The following is a 17,978-nucleotide window of genomic DNA, read 5'->3' as shown; positions in this document are numbered from 1 at the left end:
ATGCTCAACTTTGATAAAGATCGCTTTGTGAAAATACAGGGCGGCGCGGTCGCAATTGCAGAGGATGTACGCGCTCTGATGCGCGGGCTGCTCGATGATGGCCTGGAACGCATTTTTTTCATGGGCACGGGCGGCGTGCAGTTTCTGACCCAGCCCGCAATCGAGATTGCCCGCAACGCAACCGTTTTCCCAGTGTCATCGGCATTTTCGGCGCAAGTTGTTTTAGAAGCACCCGCCGGGTTGGACGAAAAGGCGCTTGTCATCCTTCCGTCATTGTCCGGAACGACCAAGGAAAGCGTGCAGCTTCTGGCATTCTTGAAAAAGAAGGGTGTCAAAACGCTCTCGCTCACCGGTCACAAGGATACGCCCCTGGGCCTTGATGCCGATTACAACTTTACCAATTTTGCAGAGGACGACACGTCTTCAGAATCGTTTTACCTGCAGACCCTGTTGATCGTGCTTGCACTCCTGGCCGAGCGCGGCGAGTTTGAAGACTTCGATGATACCGTCTCCGAATTGAAGCGCCTTCCAGAACTACTGGCTTCGGTGAAGGAGGACTTTGAAACGAGCGCAGCCGCACTCGCGCAGGAAATCAAGGACGAGAAATATCACATCTTCACCGGCGCTGGCACTGCGTGGCCAGAGGCTCACTATTACGGCATGTGCATTCTCGAAGAAATGCAATGGATCCGCACGCGTCCGGTTCATGCTTCCGACTTCTTCCACGGCACGCTCGAACTGGTTGAGCCAGGCGTCAGCCTATTCATATTCAAGGGCGAGGATGCATGCCGTCCGTTGACGGACCGGGTCGAGAATTTCGCAAAGCGTTACACGGATAAGGTTCGTATTCTGGACGCCGCTTCAGCGAGTCTTCCAGGCATCTCCCAAAAGACACGCAGCCTGATCTCCCCAATCATCCTGGCAACCATGCTGGAACGGTTGAGTGCTCATCTGGAAGTGCTGCGCGATCACCCGTTGACCACGCGGCGCTATTACAAACGTGTCGAGTACTAAGAGCCTTCCCCGATCTGGTTCCACCGGATCGGTTTCCTGCATTCTGACGAAATAAAAAACAATAGCTAAAAGAGAGGAACTTCGAGATGAAATGCAAAACGTTTTTGAGCACAACAAGCCTTGCGTCACTCCTGATGTTTGGATTGTTAGCTGTCAACATAAATGCTGCTCTCGCCGGTGATGCCGTCGTTGCCCAACTTGATGCTCCCGTCGAATATTCTGGCACTTTGAGCATTTTGACGAAGTTTGGACTTCAGCAGCTTTCGCCCTATTTCGTCAATGCCGCTAAGGAATATGAGAAGCTTCACCCTGGCGTCAAAGTCGAGCTTATTCAGGAAAGCGACGATAGCGTGAAGGGCAAAACCAAGGCTCTCGTTGCATCTAACTCATTGCCAGATATCTACTTCACCTGGACTGGGAGCTGGGGTGAGAATTTTGTGCGAGGCAATCGAGCTGTCGATCTGTCCCAGATTATTGGTCCTGACACGCCATGGGGCAAACAGTTCGCCCATGCTGCCGTCAGCGCCTTCCAGTATAATGGCAAATTATACGGTATTCCTCTTTATCTGGATGCAAAGTTCATGGGTTATAACAAGGCCCTCTTTGACAAGGCCGGTGTAGCAGAACCGAAGAGCTTCGATGAACTAATCCGTGCGTGTGCTGCCCTGCGTAAGTCCGGTGTAACACCCATTTCGTTCGGTAACAAAGAAGGCTGGCCTGCTGTGCATTTTGCCGGACAGTTGCTCGCCTATAACGTGCCGCAAGCAACGCTGGAAAAAGATTTCAACCCAAAGACAGCCGAATATTCGGATGCAGGCTATGTTGAAAGCCTGACACAGTTGAAGAACCTCATCGACGATTGTTCGGACGGCGCAGGTACAAACGGCTCATCCTATGCTTCTGCGTTGCAGCAGTTCAGCAACGCCAAATCCGCAATGTACTATCAAGAAATTATCGAATTTGATCAAAGCACGGCCGATGGCGCACTGAAGAAGGAAGACTTTGGTTTCTTTAAGCTGCCGGCAGGAGAAGACGCAAAAGGTGATGTCAATTCAATCGAAGGTGCACCTGAAGGCTACATGATCAATTCAGCGTCGAAGAATATTCCGCTGGCTTTGGACTTCATGAAGTTTGTCACCTCGCCCGAAAATGGGAAGGTTTTGTCAGCTCCACCTTATGGGCAGCCAAGCGCCACTGTTGGTGGCTACTCTGCTGAAAGCATGAACCCTTCTGTTGTTGAAGGTCTCAAGGTTATCGCGGATTCATCTTATCTGATGCCGTGGCTTGATACCGCTAATCCACCGCGGGTTGCATCTGTCTGGCTTTCGGGCCTCCAAGCCTTGATTGGTGGATCCATGACACCGGAGCAAGTCATGGAAAAGGTTAAAAAGGCTGCCGCCTCTTCCCGATAAGGATGTTATTGGCCGATGACTGTCATGAAGCGTGAATATAGAGGGGAGGCGGCCAAAAACGGCTTCCTCCTGCCGGACGGGTCGCAACTCGACAAGTCCGGTTTGCTGGCGAAGTTGCTGTCGTTCCGCTGGGTTCTGATCGCGTTCGTTTTGATCCTATGGTTTGTCTACTATCCCATTATCGACAATTTTATCGTTAGCACGACAAATCAGGATATTTTTACTGGTGAAACTGCATTTGTCGGATTGGATAACTATAGGCGTCTTCAAGATGATCCGGTGATCTGGACGGCAATCTTGAACAACACGCTTTATGCGGTTGTCTCGGTCGTGTTCCAGGTGTTCGGTGCTTTCGTGCTCGCAGCGATTATTGAAGGTCTGCAGCATGAGGCCTGGCGCAGATTCTGGCGCGCCGTTTATTTCATACCATCAGCGATATCGATTACAGTCACGGGGCTGCTGTTCTACTTTATTTATCAGCCCGATATCGGCCTGCTGGATTCCGCTTTTAACCATCTCGGACTTGGCGCGTGGTCTCGGTCATGGCTTGGAGAAGAACAGACCGCGGTTTACTCGATCATTGCCATGAGCCAGTGGCAAGGCTTTGGTTATTCGACCCTTCTATTTGCCATAGCGATCCAGAAGATTCCGCGCGAACTTTACGATGCGGCGACTATGGACGGTGCCGGTATGTGGCGTCGGCTGTGGAACATAACCTTTCCACTGACACGCGAAATGACCGGTCTCATGGTTATCGTTACGATTACCGGAGCATTTCAGGTCTTCAACGAAGTCATGGTTATGACAGGCGGTGGCCCCAACAACAGCAGTCAGGTGTTGGGAACATGGCTCTATCAACAGGGCTTTATTGAAAATGACTTCGGGTATGGCGCTGCTATCGCTTCGGTGATTTTTATCATCACACTGCTGACGGGCTTTGGACAGCTCTGGTATACCAGAAAGCGGAGGGTGGAACTATGAGCAACGCCTCCTATCAGTCGCGCGAGATGCAACCCACGGATTTTGTGCAGACGCTTGTACGTGTCTGTCTGGTTACTTTCCTCATTAGTCTTGGTATCGTTGTAATCTATCCGCTGGTGTGGATGGCCCTGAATGGTTTCAAGACTAACTCCGAGATATTTGGTGAGCCCTTTGCGCTGCCAACTGGCTTCACGCTCGACAACTATATCTCAGCCTGGAACCAGGGCATCAGGAACTATATTGCAACCAGCATCATCGTCACGCTGGTTTCGGCTGTCTGTACGGTACTGGTAAGCGCCTGGACTGCTTATGGCCTGACGCGTTCCAAACTGCCGGGCAAGCCGTTCTTTGTCGGTCTGGTGCTTGGCGGATTGATGTTGAGCCCAACGGTTGCGGTCATTCCGCTGGTGCGGATCATGCAAAAGCTTGGTCTCTACAACACCTATTGGGCGCTTATCATTCTCTACACCGCGTTTCGCATCCCGTTCACCACGTTTCTTATTCGCGCCTATATGCTTGGTCTTCCGCGCGATCTGGACGAAGCCGCAGTTATGGACGGAGCAAGTGAAGGTCAGATTTTCTGGCGTGTGACCTTACCTCTTTGCAAGCCGATACTCGTCTCGTGCGTAATCTTGCACGTCCTGTTCGCCTGGAATGAATACCTCTTCGCCATGATCTTCACCAGCGGTGCGGATGTGCAGACCCTGCCCGTCGGCCTTACATCGATCATGGCAAAACACGGAACCAATTATGCCGTTGTCTTTGCTGCAATGACACTTTCGGCACTTCCGATCCTGATCGTCTTCTTCGCCGCACAGCGTTTTTTCATTCGCGGGCTGGCGGAAGGCATCGGCAAATAGCGTGGTGGAAAATGTTAAAACGTGAACAGTTGATCGGTGCCAACTTTTCGTTCCAGCACCATCCCTTTCAATGGGTTGTCGAACAGCTTCGGCTGATGGGCTTTCAACGTATGGAACTATGGGGAATAGCGCCCCATCTTGATCTATTTCATTCTGACCGGGCACGGCTTTCAGGTGTCCGGTCAATTCTGAATGATAACGGGATCAGCGTGCATTGCTTCACTCCGGAACAGGTTCTCTATCCGGTCAACATAGCCTCAGGCGACGAAGCTTATCGTGAAAAGAGTGTTGAATGCTTTCTGCGAGCAGCCGATTTAAGTGCCGAACTGGGTGCGAACTACCTCTTCTTGACACCCGGACGGGGTTTTGAGTGCGAGAGCCGCGAAAGCGCGTGGAGCCATTCCCTTCAGTCGTTGGAGAAAATTACGGCACATGCGGCAAATCTGGGGCTTCGATGTTTGCTTGAGCCCCTACAGCGCACTGAAAGCAACATCGTCAATAATGCCGCCGCTCTTGAACGTCTCTGGCAGGATCTGAATGCGGAAAATGTCGATCTGGTACTTGATCTGGTTGCCATGGCAGCGGCCGAAGATAAGGTCGGTGATTACTTTTCGAGATTTAGCAAACGTCTTGTCCATGTTCATGTCGTCGATGGAACACCGACGGGACATTTGGCATGGGGGGACGGAAATTTGCCACTTGACGGCTACCTTGCTGAAATCACCCATCATTCATTCCAGGGTACATTGACCTTCGAGCCATTTGGCAACGGCTCATATGCACTGGATCCGGTTGCAGTCTGGCGGCGCTGCCTTGATGCGATTTCCCCCCACTTTGATACTGCGGAATGATGATGAAGAACGCAAATCTCAATCTTGTTGCTGTGGGTGACAACTGCCTTGATGCTTATTTGAATAAGGGGGTCCTTACTGTTGGTGGAAATGCCCTTAATGTTGCTGTGCAGTGGAAACGGCTTGGGGTCGGCGCCCGTTATATGGGCGCACTGGCACCCGACAGGGAAGCAGAGATCATGCTTGGTGTGATCGAAGATGTCGGACTTGCGCCAAGTGATATTGAAACTATTCAGGGGAATTCAGCGGTCACGCTTTTGACCGATAATGACGGTGAAAGGCATTTCCTGTTTGAATCTCTGGGTGTCGGCGAAAGCTACATTCCAGACCAGCAGCGATATCAGGCATTGCTCTCATCCGATTGGACCCATCTTGGGACCAATTCCAGTGAAAAACTGGTGCGTCAGCTTGTAGAGGATGGTGCCAGGTTCAGTGTGGATGTCTCTACCCGGCATTTTGACTTGACGCTTGAGGGCGTCCCGTTGGTTTTTGCATCAGGACCAGACGATCCGAACGAGCCGGTGCAGCCATTGATTACACAATTCAAACGGGCTGGGGCTCAACAGGTCGTTATTACCTGCGGCAAACGCGGTTCTTTCTATGACAATGGACGCCAATTGTATTCCGCAGGTTCCGTACCCGTGAACGTGGTCGACACTTGTGGAGCTGGTGACAGTTTTATCGCCTCATTTCTGGTGGCGCTTTTCTTCGAAGGTTGTTCTGAAGAAGAGGCGCTGCAAAAGGCAGCTGTCAGTGCGTCTGAAACATGCACACATCCGGGGGGCTTTCCCCAGCCCTTGCAGTCAATCCCGCAATGGCTGCTCGACAAATACCACGAAGTGATTGCAACAGCGCAGAAGGTCTGACTATGAGCTCTATCACAATGAGACCCCCCGTTGTCGCGGCGAAGCAGGATCGTTCCTTCTGGCTGCAAAGTATTGGCGCCGATCCTGTCACCGCACCTTTAACGGGTGAGCAGCAATGCGATATTGCAATCGTTGGCGGGGGATATGCCGGGCTTTGGACGGCACTGCGGATAAGAGAACGAGAACCAAATGCGCGTATCACAATCCTGGAAGCAGATTTTTGCGGTTCGGGCGCATCCGGGCGTAATGGCGGGCAAGTCCACAGCTGGTATGCTGAAATCGATATGTTGCGGGACCTTGTGGGCGACGAAGATGCGCGCATGCTTTGTCAGGCAACCTGCGATGCAATTGATGAGCTGAAAGCGCTGCAAGATTGCGGAACCATTGACATGGATCTGCGTCTTGATGGCTGGCTGTGGACCGCAAGTTCTGTCGCACAGGAAGGTGCATGGGCGGAAGCACTGGATATTTGTCAGAAATCCGGGTTCAACCCGTTCCAGACACTGAACGCGCACGACATTGAACGGCGAACTGGCTCTAGCGCATCATATGTCGGTATTGTCGAGGAGCGGGCAGGGACTGTCCAGCCCGCCAAGCTTGCTCTTGGCCTTCGCAAGCTCGCGCTTTCCAAGGGGATTGTCATTCATGAAAAAAGCCCTGTTTTGGAGATCGTTCCGGGCGAGCGGCCCGAACTTAAAACACCAGACGCGACATTGATTGCCACCAAAGTTGCTTTAACGGTCAATGCTTGGGCCTCCGCGATCCCTGAGCTTCATCCCTATCTTTATGTGGTGAGCAGTCAGCTCGTTGCGACAGCGCCTGCTGGAGATATACTCAAGCGTATTGGATGGACTGATGGTGCTTCGATCTGCGATGCGCAGCATCACGTGCTCTATTATCAACGCACGACGTCGGATCAGGTCGTATTTGGACGGGGAACGGGTGGAATTGCCTATAATGATCGGATTGACGAGCGTTTTAATCGCAGCGGCGACGGCGGTGCAGACAACAGACGTGAACTGCACCGCGTATATCCTCAGCTAAAGGACGTGCCGATCCTTCATGACTGGAGCGGTCCGATTGACTGTATGGCGCAGCATCTGCCGGTGTTCGATCATTTGAGACACCATTCGAATATTTTCTATGCTCTGGGTTTCAATGGGACCGGCATTGCCCAGACGCCTGTCGCAGGTCGGATCCTCGCAAGCCTGATCCTGGGACGCGTGGATAAATGGAGCAGTTGTGGTTTGGTGGGGATCAAAAACCGCACCAAGCTTCCGCCCGAACCTGTGCGTTATCTGGGTGCTAAAATCGTCCGCGCGGCTATTCGAAGAAAGAACGATACCGAAATCCTCAACCGAGTCCCGGGTCCCATAACAAGGCTTCTGGCAAATTTGGCTCCGTGAGCAACACAACCCAAGCGAAATAATAATAAAAGGAACGGGAACGATGGCCGACCTGTCGCTGAAGAATATACGTAAATCCTACGCCAATCTGGAAGTACTCCATGGCATTGACCTTGATATCACATCGGGGGAGTTTGTCGTTTTCGTCGGGCCGTCCGGTTGTGGAAAGTCAACGCTGTTGCGCTCAATTGCAGGCCTTGAGACGATAACGTCGGGTGATCTTGTCATCGCCGGGGAACGTATGAACAACGTCGCTCCGTCGAATCGGGGTATTTCGATGGTCTTCCAGTCATATGCACTTTATCCTCATATGACAGTTTATGAGAATATGGCTTTCGGTCTGCGTATTGCCGGCGTGACGAAGGCAGAGATAGACAAACGGGTCAAGAAAGCCGGCGAAATTCTCCAGCTTAGTGGATATCTGCAACGCTTGCCAAAGGCTCTCTCGGGAGGACAAAGACAACGTGTTGCGATTGGACGTGCAATTGTCAGAAACCCGCGTGTTTTCCTGTTTGACGAACCCTTGTCCAATCTTGATGCAGCCCTGCGGGTGGCCACACGCATCGAGCTGGCAAAACTCAAGCAAAGCATGCCCGATGTCACGATGATTTATGTGACCCACGATCAGGTGGAAGCGATGACACTGGCGGATCGGATCGTTGTGTTCAAGGATGGCAATATCGAGCAGATTGGAACACCGGTAGAGCTTTACAAAAAGCCAGCCAATCTTTTCGTAGCACAGTTTATCGGTTCCCCAGCAATGAACATACTCGCGGGCACCATAGCGGAGGCCTCGGGACGTAGTTATACCTGTCATCTTGATTGCGGGACGAAACTTGCCCTTGAAGCCAGTGATGGAACTTTCGCACTCAATGATAGAGTTAGCGTTGGAATTCGACCCGAGAATACCAGGATTGCGAGCGAGGAAACTGGCGGCCTCCTCTTTTCGGGAACCGTGGATCTTGTAGAGCATCTGGGCGAGGCGCAAATCCTTTATATCGACATGGTCGGTTCCGACACCAAATATCTGATCAAAACCCCTGAGGAAGCGGATTTTAGGCTATCAGATACATTAACGTTTACAGCTTCGACGAAGGACATGCATATTTTCTCCGTCAACGGAACAGCGGTTTCGGCCCAAGTAATATAGGGTTTAGAGTGTCAACTTTGGGCGTTGAATTCGGAGCAGCGGCGTGTAGTGCGGTTTTGCAAAGGTATTGCAGTGATCTCTGGTAAACGCAATTGATTGTCGTACGTTGCCAGTTGGTCGGAAAAGATCGTAGACGGCGAGCTCTGCATTATGGAGGACGTTCATCAAATAGCGAGTAGCCAGCCATGGCAACGTCGGCTAAGTTTCCTATAGCCGTTTAGATTAGTATATAAGGGGACTTGCCCTTATTTAGTGGAGAGGATCTGTCTCAAAATTCCGGTTCATGATCTCGAACTGGATCGGAGATTTATACCCGAGGGCAGAATGTCTGCGCACGGGATTATAGAACCCGTCAATATATTCGCCAATGGCTTTGGTTGCGTCATTTCTGTTCTGGAATACAGTGCGCCAGATCAGTTTCGACTTGATCGTTTTGAAGACGGTTTCCACCATTGCATTGTCATAGCAATTTCCTTTTCCACTCATGGATGGAAGCATTTTGTGAGCTTTGAGGATTTTGCGATACTCATAACTGGCATATTGGCTTCCCCTGTCCGAGTGCTGGATCAGCCCCGGCTTTGGTTGCCGGATTGCAATAGCTTTCTTTAAAGCACTTATCGCCAGATCCTTTTTCATCCGATCCCGCGCTTCCCAGCCGATAATGCGACGAGAATACAGATCGACAACGATTGCCAGATATAACCAGCCTTCGGCGGTCCATATGTAACTGATATCGACACCCCATTTCTGATCCGGTGCATTACAGGTAAAGTCCTGATCCAGAAGATAGGGAGCGACGGGTTCACCATGATTGCTGTCGGTGGTGCGTTTGAAGCGCGTTTTCTGCCGGGCTTTAAGGCCGTTTTCGCGCATCAGTCGCGCCGTGCGGTGACGTCCTGCTCGAATACCTTCTTCATTCAGTTCAACATACATTCGAGGGCTGCCATAAGTTTCACGTGACAGCTCAAACTGATTACGAATGTGAGCCAGAATGATCATATCGTCGAGTTGCGACGATCGGGCAAACGATGCTTCCATGCATAATAACCGCTGATACTGACGCCTGCCAAAGCACATAGCCGTGACAGACACATGTGGGCCTTCTCCGTGTCGATAACGCAAACTTCATTGACTTGTCTCCCGAGCGAAGAAGGCCGTCGTTTTTTTGCAGATCACGTTCCTTTCGCAAAAGTTCGTTTTCTTTACGAAGACGGGTAAGCTACTGGCTCATGTCCTCATGCGGACCAGAAAGCAGACCCTTCTCAGCAAAATTACGACGCCAGCGGTCAAGTGTTGATTTGCCAATGCCAAGGTCCTCGGCAACCGATGAAATGCTTCGATTACTCGTCGTTAAAATCCGAACAGCTTCGCGTTTGAACTCTTCTGTAAATTCTCGCTGCTTCAACTCTATGTCTCCTGTCAGTCTTATCTAACAGATGCCCTCCACTTTTGAAGGGGAAGTCCAAGGAACCTGGGAATTCAAACGGGGCAATCGTCTCCTGCATTACCAGCTCACAGTTTCAGACATGGGGTGATGGCCGGGTGCGCGGCCCGACGACACTCCGCTTAAAGAACCAGTCATGACCGAAGATTCTCATCAGCGATGGAACAATGCCAAAATTCGAATTCCAGCTGAAAACAATCATTTTCTGCGTGGCGCTAGGCTCGTCGACGGTGGTCCATGCCAGCGGCCAGTTGTCACTGCCACCGGTCGGCGAAGAATACGGGTCCCACAGTGCGTGCGTCGTTGCTCTCGACGCCTATCACAAGGAAAATCTGGCACAGATCAGGTCAAACAGAACCGCGCCTAACGGTGACGTGTCGGAGGTACGCCTGATCACTGACGGAGTTCGCCACACTGCCCATGATAGTGCGACTTACGACGCCACCATCTGGTGTCACAACGGCCACCGCCGTGACGATCTCAAGTAAATGGAATACAACAACAGCTATGCACGCCGGTTGCGCATCTGTGAGGGCAACGTCATGCGGACGACCGGGAGGATGGCTATACGCAGAGCACGTTCGGGCCGCTACCCGTCGCAGCAAACCCTGGGAACGATTAATACCACATTCAGGAAATATCGATGCGACTGTCTTGGGATGCGCAGGGCAGAAAGATATTTTCTGCAATAATGGATGACGTGTTAATCAAGGACCAAGTGTTATCGAATTCTCACAGACAGGAAAGATCCAAATTGAATCGTGCCTTTCGCTCATTTTTTGTTTTTGGATTACGCGGATTGTTTTTGGCGTTGATCTTTTTCGCTATCGGTTCTGGTATTCCAGGTTACGCCGCAGGGCAGACAGCCCCTGATACCAAAGTCATCGGTTCCAAGCCTCCTTTGCGCAAACTCAATCCGAACCCGAAGCGCGCTTATGAAATTCGCATGAAACTTGAAAATGTTTCCTATATCTCGTCTGCGGATCGAGGTGGCGCGCTGTTTGCAACGGTAGAGGGTACTATGCAGTTCGATGTCAGCAATGCGGCTAGATGTGGTAAGACCCGTTGGCTCGCCGGCAACGTACCCGTTATATCGAGCCACGAACCATTCCGCCTTTCGCCGATTTCGGCGACCGAATATGTCGGTACAGTGTATACCGATATGATTCTGGATGAGGATTACTATGGGCGTGGCGTGTGCCACTGGCAAATGACCGAGGCTCGCGTCGCGCTCTCAGCACGCAATCAAGCAAATGCCACCCGCTTTGTCGCTGGCTTGTCTGCGCAAAAGATGCGCGCCGGTGATACGCAGCGGCGCTATTTCTGGAAAGGGTATTATCCGCAGTTTGAGCAGGGGGAATTCGCCGATTACGGCATATCCCAATTGTCGACCGTTGAGAAAAACAAGCGCGATCAGTACTTCACGATTACTTTGTCGGCCAAGGCGGTGGGCCCGTAATTGGATTTTTGTACGACTGGTACCAAGGCAAAAATGGCGACTGTCGATGCGACAGCCGCCATTTTTCTTTTAACCTCTAAAGTTCTGATTTGTGGCCGATTTGCAGGCCTTGGCTAAATTCCGCTCGCTTCATGCATGACGGTGCCATTAAAATCGCAGCTGGCACCATGGTAGTAAGAGCAACCGGAAACTTCTTCCAGCTTCAACGTGTATTGATCCATGAACGTAAAATTCACCTTGCAAAAACGACTGTTCTGCAGGGTTTCTTTTTTGCTTTCAATGAACCCTTCGTTAGGGATCGACATGGTCGCGCTGGCACCGGGAATGGTGACATTGCCTTTCAGACTTCCACCGCAACCGGGCAATTTATCGGTCATTTCAACCGTCGTCGAAATAGCGGCAGAATAATCATTGCCCGACTTATGGGTCAGCTCCACGGTGAGAGACGCTCCACCTTCGCTTTCGTAACGACCTGAGCGATTGTTTTCGTCACCCTGAGCCAACGCTGGCATGGCAAGGACCGCAAGCGATACAGCCAATATCGATGTTCTGATCATGTAATCTCCAAAACCAATTAGAATCGGGGCAGATGAGGTGTTTTCCCGAGTTGTCCGCCCAAATTACGCTGTATCATCAAACGTTCAAGTCTGAACTTCGCCTTTACAGCCCCTCAATTTTGGCTCGCGGGTATCCAGCCGTTCCACAACTCCCATCGCTCCCAGGCACAAGAAGCACCTGGCGAATACAGCCGCTAACTTCTTTTCCAGAGTGGCGACCGCATCTGCGGGACCTAGTCCTATTTCGCCTCCGGCCAGGCGTTTGAAGGCAGGGTGTAGCGTATGCCAGCTCGGAGACCAAAGCGCAGCGCACGCAAGTTTGCGGCCGACCGGGCTCGGAGACCGACAGCGACTGCGCGGAAGGCTGGCAACAAATTGATAAGACCCTGGAGCTTTGTGGCGGCAAGCTCAGCGACATGGTGGGAGCAGACGGAACCTGTTTCGCAAACTATGAAGCTTTTCCCGCGTCACAGGCCGAGCTTGCAGAGCTGGAAGTGCAGCCCTGGTTGAAGACCTCTCTCGCAACGCCCCCCTGACGTTAACAGGCCCGGTTGGCCCGAAGCTGGGAAAATGGCCAACTCACAGACCAAAGATAGAATCTGATCGATTACGGCCTGGCTGCCTGCCGTACGTTAGGGGCTATATCGGGCGTCAGGTCTCAACCTCGTCGTCAACGCCATTATCCTGTGGAACACCATCTATCTCAGCCGCGCTGTCGATTATGTGCGCGCCCAAGGCATCGATATCCCCGCCGAGCTGCTCTCCCAGGCCGCACCGCCTCCCTGGGCGCATATCGCACTCACCGGCGACTATCTCTGGAACGAAATTGACCGCCCCCTCGAACGCTTCAGGCCACTCCGCACTAACCGATTCAATCCAAACAACTTCGCTCTCCCTTACAGCGCGACTCAAAACTCGAGCTTTGCGATACGGCGTGTCATTCGCCTGATGGATGAGATGAAGATCCATGCCTCTGACGATGCAATGGAGGTCTCCCAATCCTTTGCCAGACGCCGACAGCGGTTGAGCCAGGCAAAGGTTCGCTCCACGATCCACCGCCTGGATAGAATTACAAAGCCTTTGGCCTGATCGGAGCGCTTGACGATTTCGATTGCCAGCTTTTCGCCAGCATAGCCGCCATCGGCAAAGAGCTTCGCCACGGTGGGATAAGTCTGGCAGGTGCGCTCGATCAGATCGGGCGCACCGTCACGGTCCTGAACGTCGCCACCATGCACGATGCCTTCCAGCATATCGCCGCTCATATCGGTGACGATATGACGCTTGCGCCCTTTGATCTTTTTGCCTGCATCATAGCCGCGTGGTCCGCCAGCTGCCGTCGGCTCGACCTTGCGGCCTTCCGCCAGCCGTGTCACCGCGACCAGCATTTCATTGATAAGATCGAGCAAGCCGTTATCGCGCATCCCGTAGAAATGGTACTGCACCGTCGTAAATTCCTTCGACAATTGCGCCCATTGGCAACCCGTCGTGGCAATGTATTGGATTGCGTTCCACAGTTTGCGTGGATTATGTTCGCGCGGACGGTCGACCTTGCCCATCGGCTGTAAAAGCGGGGCAATAATAGCCCATTCATCGTCCGTGCAGTCACTTGCATAGCGCAAACCTCGTCTGGCATAGTCCCGTCGGGCGGTTTCAGTCCAGGCCATCTGATCCTCCGTAGTCTTTGCAAACACAGAGAATCATAAACTCCTGAAATCGCTCGACTTAATTTTCGGTTCGGCTCTTAGCGGGTATTATTGCAGAAATTCCCGCGGAGCCCCACATATCCCGCACAACGCCCCGCAAATGGGGCCAAATTATTGTTAGGCCGCTATGACAAGACATAGAATCTTTGCCGCTATTGTTGCGCTGCTATCCGCCGGATGGATCGCCCCGCTGCTTCTCGGCGTAAACGCATATCTGTCGTTCTGGCAGGCCGAGGGCTGGCCATTGCTACGGGGAGAAGAGCCTATGAACTCATTCCCGTTCCTGAGTTTCTCAGCCCAGTGCATCCGTGTAGCGCTAGTTTGGTTCGGGGTTGTTGTATTTTTCTGGTCATACCTGGGCTACAATTATGCAGGGACAACCGGTCGCAAAAATCAGGTGCGAAAGTCAAACTTGGTCGACTGATTTTTGCGACACGTCGCGGCCCGGATTCCGGGTCGCTGCGGACGTGGCGCAGGTTTCAGATTTTCGCGCCCCCTGCTATCGAGAGCGATCTTTACAAAAAGGTTACCTCACTACTCAACGTGTCCCGTTTCCAGGAGATCGCATAGCCGCTGACGTAGGATTTCGCCGTCTCCCGCAAACGACCCCAACTGGAATTATGAGAAGCTCGGGATTATACGCAGGTTCACAGTCTTACGAGTAAGTATCCCTGGGTTTGCGGCAGTCACAGAAACAGCGTGACGAATTCAACTAGGCATAATTTCATTCTCCCTGTTCCAATCAAAGGAAAGGGAGCTTTTCCATGAAGCCTGTTATTTTGCAGCCCGGACCTCAAGCATGGCTGTCGTCCAGTGTTTTATCCGCCTATCGGGACAGCTACGTCACTCGCTTGCCAGAAGATCGATATGCGCACAATGTAATCCGCGTCTATCTTGCAAGGGTCGCCCATTTCGCACGCTGGCTTGGCGAAGAGCGAGTCGATCTTTCATCGCTCGGCACTGCGGTGCTTGATCACTTTCTTAACAACCGTCTACCGGTCTGCAGTTATCCTCAGCCAGTGCGCCGGACACGTATGAACTGCGAACCGCCATTCGCCACTTATTGAGGCTGCTGGAGTCCGAAGGGGGCATTCGATCTGCCGGCAAGCAGGAAGGGTTAAGGAGGGAATTGGCTGCATTCGATGCTTACATGCGTGATGTTGCAGGACTGGCTGAGACCACGCGACGGCAACGCGGATTGATTGTCGGAACGGGGACTATCAGAATCGCTCGCTCCAAGACGCATTTCACGGATTGCCTTCCGCTGCCAAAGATGACCGGAGAGGCAATCGCCGACTACCTGAGGCATGAACGGCCCGAAACGGTAAACCGGGCAATTTTCGTGCGCGATGTTGCGCCCTATGATTGTCCTGTTCAGGCAGGTGTAGCCAAGCGGGCAGTCATCGCGGCGCTTCGCCTATGCGGTTGGGATCGATGCGACCCGCATGTTCTGGGCCATAGTGTGGCGAGCAGACTGCTTCGAGAGGGCACACCGATGAAGCACATTGCAGATATTCTACGCCATCGCAGTCTCAACCTCAAAGATCTATACCAAGATCGATCTCGACCGTCTTTCGGCTGTTGCTCTTCCTTGGCCAGGGAGGGAGTGATGGTGATGCAGACAACAATGACGCAGCATGTCGTTGCCTATCTGGCGGAACGCTCCTTGCTCGGCTTCAACGTAGACGGGCCCGACGCTCGCCAACTGAGATCCTTTGCAAGTTTCGCTGACGAGCAGGACAGCGGAACGGTGACCAACGAACTTGTCACCCAAGGGGTAAAGGACTGGTCGCGCATCGCTAACCCTTTCACCTGCGCTGGACGGCTATCGGTCGTGAAGCCTTTTGCGGCCTACATGAAGTGCCTGGTCCGATGACCGCGTTTCCGGAAACACAGATATTCGCCTACCTGACCGCCACACTCACTGCCATCGTCAACGGCCACAAGCAGGGCCAGATGCATGAGCTTTTGCCTTGAAACAATTTACCCTTAGAGCGGAGCAACAGGCAACAGTAGTAGGACAGAGGGCTGCGCACGAAGGTACGCAGCCAAATTGTTCAGTGTAGTGAGGCGCTTGCCGCAAGCCGCTCATCCTTGTCGTGCAGCGCGAAGCGGTCAATCATATCAGCACTCGCTTCGTTGAAGCCGAGAATCTCGACCTCGTCGCCCGCCTGACGGAACTTCAATACGATCTTGTCCAACGCACCAATTGCGGTGATGTCCCAGAGATGGGCCTTTGTGAGATCGATGATGATCCGCTTACCCTTATCGGTGAAGTCGAACGCATGGATAAAGGCTTCCGCCGACGCAAAAAAAACCTGCCCCACCACTGCATAGGTGACACTGTTTTGTTCGGGCTTCTCCAGACGCGTGACCCTGAACAGACGGGCTACCTTGCCAGCAAAAAAGATACCGGACAGCAGGACGCCAACGATCACGCCTTTCGCCAAATCATGCGTTGCGACGACGGTGATGACCGTCGCCAGCATGACGACAGATGATGGAAGCGGATGGCGTCTCAGGTCGAGGATCGACCGCCAGGAGAAAGTGCCAACGGAAACCATAATCATAACCGCAACAAGAGCGGCCATGGGGATGATCTGGACGAGGTCATTAAGGACGACGATTAGGAACAACAGGAAAGCACCCGCGACGAACGTTGAAAGCCGTCCTCGACCACCAGATGTTACGTTGATGACCGACTGTCCGATCATGGCGCATCCGCCCATGCCGCCGATCAGTGCCGAGGCGATATTGCCCGCGCCCTGTCCAACGCATTCCTGACTCTTGTTGCTGGGCGTATCCGTCATGTCGTCGACGATCTGCGCGGTAAGCAGCGATTCTAGCAGTCCTACGGCAGCGAGCGTCACTGAGTATGGGAAGATGATCTGCAGCGTTTCCCAGGTCAACGGAATCTGCGGAAGCATCAGGTATGGGATCGAAGACGGAAGTTCGCCGAGGTCGCCGACGGTGCGTAGGTCCATGCCAAACCACCATGCCATGGCCGTGAGGACCGCGATGGCCACGAGCGGCGATGGGATCGCCTTGGTCACGTATGGAAAGAGGTAGATGATGGCGAGGCCGCCCGCGATCATCACGTAGGTGAGCGTCGGGACCCCAATAAGTTCAGGCAACTGGGCCATTAAGATCAGGATCGCAAGTGCGTTGACGAAGCCCGTGATGACCGACCGTGAGACGAAGCGCATCACGCGACCGAGCCTCATCCATCCCGCGACGATCTGGATGACGCCCATCAAGATGGTGGAGGCGAACAGATACTGAAGGCCGTGCTCTTTGACCAACGAGATCATGACGACAGCGGTCGCGGCAGTCGCAGCAGAGATCATGCCCGGTCGACCGCCCACAAAGGCCGCCACGCAGGCGATTGCGAAGGAGGCGTACAGGCCGACCTTGGGATCGACACCCGCAATCACCGAGAAGCCTATCGCTTCCGGGATAAGCGCGAGAGCGACGACGATACCCGAAAACACGTCGCCACGGATGTTGGAGAACCACTCCTGACGGTAGTTTGAAAGAGTTCGCATGGGAGATTTTTCACAGTTGAGGCAACGGGCCGAGCAAAACTCGGTCCTCGAAAATGGAATAGGTTGCGTTGCTGTGTTGTCTGGCGGATCGGCGGCCAGAAGAGCCACCCGGAGTTTCACCGGGTCCTTGTGGATGACGCTAAGTAGCCCACGCAGACCAGTTTTGCAATTATGTCTCGGTCTGAACCAGCCACAAAACATAGGACGCGGCGGTGAAGGTGCGGATGCGACACCGGTTACATCACAGGTAAAGTCCTGATCCAGAAGATTGGGAGCGACGGGCTCACCATGATGGCTGTCGGTCGTGCGCTTGAAGCGCATCTTCTGCCTTGCTTTCAAACCATTCTCTCGCATCAATCGCGCTGTGCGGTGACGTCCTACTCGAATACCGTCTTCATTTATTTCGACATGCATGCGAGGGCTGCCAGAAGTTTTACGCGACAGCGCAAACTGATTGCGAATGTGCGCCAGGATAATCATATTATTAAGCTGATGGCTGCTGGGGCCGCGATGCTTCCATGCATAACAACCGCTGATACTGACGCCTGCGAAGGCACATAGCCGTGACAGACACATGTGGGCCTTCTCCGTGTCGATGAACGCAAACTTCATCGACTTGTCTCCCGAGCGAAGAAGGTCGTCACTTTCCTAAGAAACACTCACTGCATCGGGGATGGGATAAAGTTGATATCCCAAAGCTCAAGCACGGAGCTGGAGGTTTTCCGGGCAT

General features: G+C 52.9%; 16 protein-coding genes, 3 pseudogenes and 1 other annotated feature. Of the genes and pseudogenes, 14 read left to right on the top strand and 5 right to left on the bottom strand.

Annotated features, from left to right (window positions below; genetic code table 11):
* From QBD00_RS10340 to QBD00_RS10305, 8 genes are all read left to right on the top strand, one after another.
* On the top strand, positions 1 to 1,014 hold the full coding sequence (locus tag QBD00_RS10340) for an SIS domain-containing protein (RefSeq protein WP_318579380.1): 1,014 nt from the start codon (positions 1 to 3) through the stop codon (positions 1,012 to 1,014).
* An 86-nt stretch (positions 1,015 to 1,100) separates the two neighbouring features.
* Positions 1,101 to 2,426 carry an ABC transporter substrate-binding protein gene (locus QBD00_RS10335; protein WP_318579379.1) on the top strand — a complete coding sequence of 442 codons (1,326 nt, stop codon included), beginning with the start codon at positions 1,101 to 1,103 and terminating at the stop codon, positions 2,424 to 2,426.
* A gap of 15 nt (positions 2,427 to 2,441) precedes the next feature.
* Positions 2,442 to 3,407 (top strand): sugar ABC transporter permease, encoded by a 966-nt coding sequence (locus tag QBD00_RS10330; RefSeq protein ID WP_318579378.1) that lies wholly within the window; start codon positions 2,442 to 2,444, stop codon positions 3,405 to 3,407.
* Positions 3,404 to 4,267, top strand: a complete 864-nt coding sequence (locus tag QBD00_RS10325; protein WP_151091289.1) for a carbohydrate ABC transporter permease — start codon at positions 3,404 to 3,406, stop codon at positions 4,265 to 4,267. The genes QBD00_RS10330 and QBD00_RS10325 overlap by 4 nt, the downstream gene beginning before the upstream one ends.
* A gap of 11 nt (positions 4,268 to 4,278) precedes the next feature.
* The gene (locus QBD00_RS10320; RefSeq protein ID WP_151091290.1) at positions 4,279 to 5,118 is read left to right on the top strand and encodes a sugar phosphate isomerase/epimerase family protein; all 840 of its coding nucleotides are present in this window, start codon (positions 4,279 to 4,281) and stop codon (positions 5,116 to 5,118) included.
* Between the two features lie 2 nt (positions 5,119 to 5,120).
* A complete protein-coding gene (locus tag QBD00_RS10315; protein WP_235901675.1) occupies positions 5,121 to 5,984 on the top strand; it encodes a PfkB family carbohydrate kinase in 864 nt (287 codons plus the stop codon).
* 17 nt (positions 5,985 to 6,001) lie between these two features.
* Positions 6,002 to 7,390: an FAD-dependent oxidoreductase gene (locus QBD00_RS10310; RefSeq protein ID WP_318579377.1), complete on the top strand. Its 1,389-nt coding sequence runs from the start codon at positions 6,002 to 6,004 to the stop codon at positions 7,388 to 7,390.
* A gap of 43 nt (positions 7,391 to 7,433) precedes the next feature.
* On the top strand, positions 7,434 to 8,540 hold the full coding sequence (locus QBD00_RS10305; RefSeq protein ID WP_151091293.1) for an ABC transporter ATP-binding protein: 1,107 nt from the start codon (positions 7,434 to 7,436) through the stop codon (positions 8,538 to 8,540).
* Between the two features lie 249 nt (positions 8,541 to 8,789).
* On the opposite strand, the pseudogene QBD00_RS10300 reads toward QBD00_RS10305, so the two are convergent.
* Positions 8,790 to 9,963, bottom strand: a pseudogene (locus tag QBD00_RS10300) (IS3 family transposase).
* Positions 9,964 to 10,151: 188 nt separating this feature from the next.
* On the opposite strand from QBD00_RS10300, the gene QBD00_RS10295 reads away from it, so the two are divergent.
* Positions 10,152 to 10,472, top strand: a complete 321-nt coding sequence (locus QBD00_RS10295; RefSeq protein WP_318579376.1) for a hypothetical protein — start codon at positions 10,152 to 10,154, stop codon at positions 10,470 to 10,472.
* A gap of 155 nt (positions 10,473 to 10,627) precedes the next feature.
* The gene (locus QBD00_RS10290; RefSeq protein ID WP_318579375.1) at positions 10,628 to 11,443 is read left to right on the top strand and encodes a hypothetical protein; all 816 of its coding nucleotides are present in this window, start codon (positions 10,628 to 10,630) and stop codon (positions 11,441 to 11,443) included.
* 113 nt (positions 11,444 to 11,556) lie between these two features.
* Here the strand turns inward: QBD00_RS10290 and QBD00_RS10285 are convergent, their stop codons facing one another.
* Complete coding sequence (locus QBD00_RS10285; protein WP_318579374.1) at positions 11,557 to 12,000, bottom strand: hypothetical protein; 444 nt, start codon at positions 11,998 to 12,000, stop codon at positions 11,557 to 11,559.
* A 642-nt stretch (positions 12,001 to 12,642) separates the two neighbouring features.
* On the opposite strand from QBD00_RS10285, the pseudogene QBD00_RS10280 reads away from it, so the two are divergent.
* A pseudogene (locus QBD00_RS10280) lies at positions 12,643 to 12,861 on the top strand (Tn3 family transposase); the annotation flags it as partial.
* Positions 12,862 to 12,908: 47 nt separating this feature from the next.
* On the opposite strand, the gene QBD00_RS10275 reads toward QBD00_RS10280, so the two are convergent.
* Positions 12,909 to 13,664, bottom strand: a complete 756-nt coding sequence (locus QBD00_RS10275; RefSeq protein WP_318579373.1) for an IS5 family transposase — start codon at positions 13,662 to 13,664, stop codon at positions 12,909 to 12,911.
* An 803-nt stretch (positions 13,665 to 14,467) separates the two neighbouring features.
* Here QBD00_RS10275 and QBD00_RS10270 point away from each other — a divergent pair.
* From QBD00_RS10270 to QBD00_RS23615, 3 genes are all read left to right on the top strand, one after another.
* On the top strand, positions 14,468 to 14,770 hold the full coding sequence (locus QBD00_RS10270) for a hypothetical protein (RefSeq protein WP_318579372.1): 303 nt from the start codon (positions 14,468 to 14,470) through the stop codon (positions 14,768 to 14,770).
* Positions 14,771 to 14,832: 62 nt separating this feature from the next.
* On the top strand, positions 14,833 to 15,579 hold the full coding sequence (locus tag QBD00_RS10265) for a tyrosine-type recombinase/integrase (protein WP_318579371.1): 747 nt from the start codon (positions 14,833 to 14,835) through the stop codon (positions 15,577 to 15,579).
* Complete coding sequence (locus tag QBD00_RS23615; RefSeq protein ID WP_412535011.1) at positions 15,576 to 15,680, top strand: transposase domain-containing protein; 105 nt, start codon at positions 15,576 to 15,578, stop codon at positions 15,678 to 15,680. Before QBD00_RS10265 ends, QBD00_RS23615 begins: the two co-directional genes overlap by 4 nt.
* Before the next feature lie 80 nt (positions 15,681 to 15,760).
* Here QBD00_RS23615 and QBD00_RS10260 read toward each other — a convergent pair whose 3' ends face one another.
* Together QBD00_RS10260 and QBD00_RS10255 are read right to left on the bottom strand one after the other, a co-directional pair.
* Complete coding sequence (locus QBD00_RS10260) at positions 15,761 to 17,248, bottom strand: SulP family inorganic anion transporter (protein WP_318579499.1); 1,488 nt, start codon at positions 17,246 to 17,248, stop codon at positions 15,761 to 15,763.
* Positions 17,249 to 17,322: 74 nt separating this feature from the next.
* Positions 17,323 to 17,378 (bottom strand) — a sequence feature (sul1 is cis-regulatory element that is thought to sense ions involved in sulfur or methionine metabolism; They are found in Alphaproteobacteria).
* 110 nt (positions 17,379 to 17,488) lie between these two features.
* A pseudogene (locus tag QBD00_RS10255) lies at positions 17,489 to 17,878 on the bottom strand (IS3 family transposase); the annotation flags it as partial.
* Positions 17,879 to 17,978 lie beyond the last annotated feature (100 nt).

This window comes from Ochrobactrum sp. AN78 (assembly GCF_029909885.1).
GTDB lineage: Bacteria > Pseudomonadota > Alphaproteobacteria > Rhizobiales > Rhizobiaceae > Brucella > Brucella quorumnocens.
Note: the sequence above shows the minus strand (reverse complement) of the source record. Positions and strands in the feature narration are given on the sequence as shown.

Coding starts and splice junctions, on each gene's coding strand:
- QBD00_RS10340 (WP_318579380.1), top strand. CDS start 1: ATGCTCAACTTTGATAAAGATCGCTTTGTGAAAATACAGGGCGGCGCG.
- QBD00_RS10285 (WP_318579374.1), bottom strand. CDS start 12,000: ATGATCAGAACATCGATATTGGCTGTATCGCTTGCGGTCCTTGCCATG.
- QBD00_RS10275 (WP_318579373.1), bottom strand. CDS start 13,664: ATGGCCTGGACTGAAACCGCCCGACGGGACTATGCCAGACGAGGTTTG.
- QBD00_RS10270 (WP_318579372.1), top strand. CDS start 14,468: ATGAAGCCTGTTATTTTGCAGCCCGGACCTCAAGCATGGCTGTCGTCC.
- QBD00_RS10305 (WP_151091293.1), top strand. CDS start 7,434: ATGGCCGACCTGTCGCTGAAGAATATACGTAAATCCTACGCCAATCTG.
- QBD00_RS10295 (WP_318579376.1), top strand. CDS start 10,152: ATGCCAAAATTCGAATTCCAGCTGAAAACAATCATTTTCTGCGTGGCG.
- QBD00_RS10260 (WP_318579499.1), bottom strand. CDS start 17,248: ATGCGAACTCTTTCAAACTACCGTCAGGAGTGGTTCTCCAACATCCGT.
- QBD00_RS10310 (WP_318579377.1), top strand. CDS start 6,002: ATGAGACCCCCCGTTGTCGCGGCGAAGCAGGATCGTTCCTTCTGGCTG.
- QBD00_RS10325 (WP_151091289.1), top strand. CDS start 3,404: ATGAGCAACGCCTCCTATCAGTCGCGCGAGATGCAACCCACGGATTTT.
- QBD00_RS23615 (WP_412535011.1), top strand. CDS start 15,576: ATGACCGCGTTTCCGGAAACACAGATATTCGCCTACCTGACCGCCACA.
- QBD00_RS10315 (WP_235901675.1), top strand. CDS start 5,121: ATGAAGAACGCAAATCTCAATCTTGTTGCTGTGGGTGACAACTGCCTT.
- QBD00_RS10330 (WP_318579378.1), top strand. CDS start 2,442: ATGACTGTCATGAAGCGTGAATATAGAGGGGAGGCGGCCAAAAACGGC.
- QBD00_RS10335 (WP_318579379.1), top strand. CDS start 1,101: ATGAAATGCAAAACGTTTTTGAGCACAACAAGCCTTGCGTCACTCCTG.
- QBD00_RS10320 (WP_151091290.1), top strand. CDS start 4,279: ATGTTAAAACGTGAACAGTTGATCGGTGCCAACTTTTCGTTCCAGCAC.
- QBD00_RS10290 (WP_318579375.1), top strand. CDS start 10,628: ATGCGACTGTCTTGGGATGCGCAGGGCAGAAAGATATTTTCTGCAATA.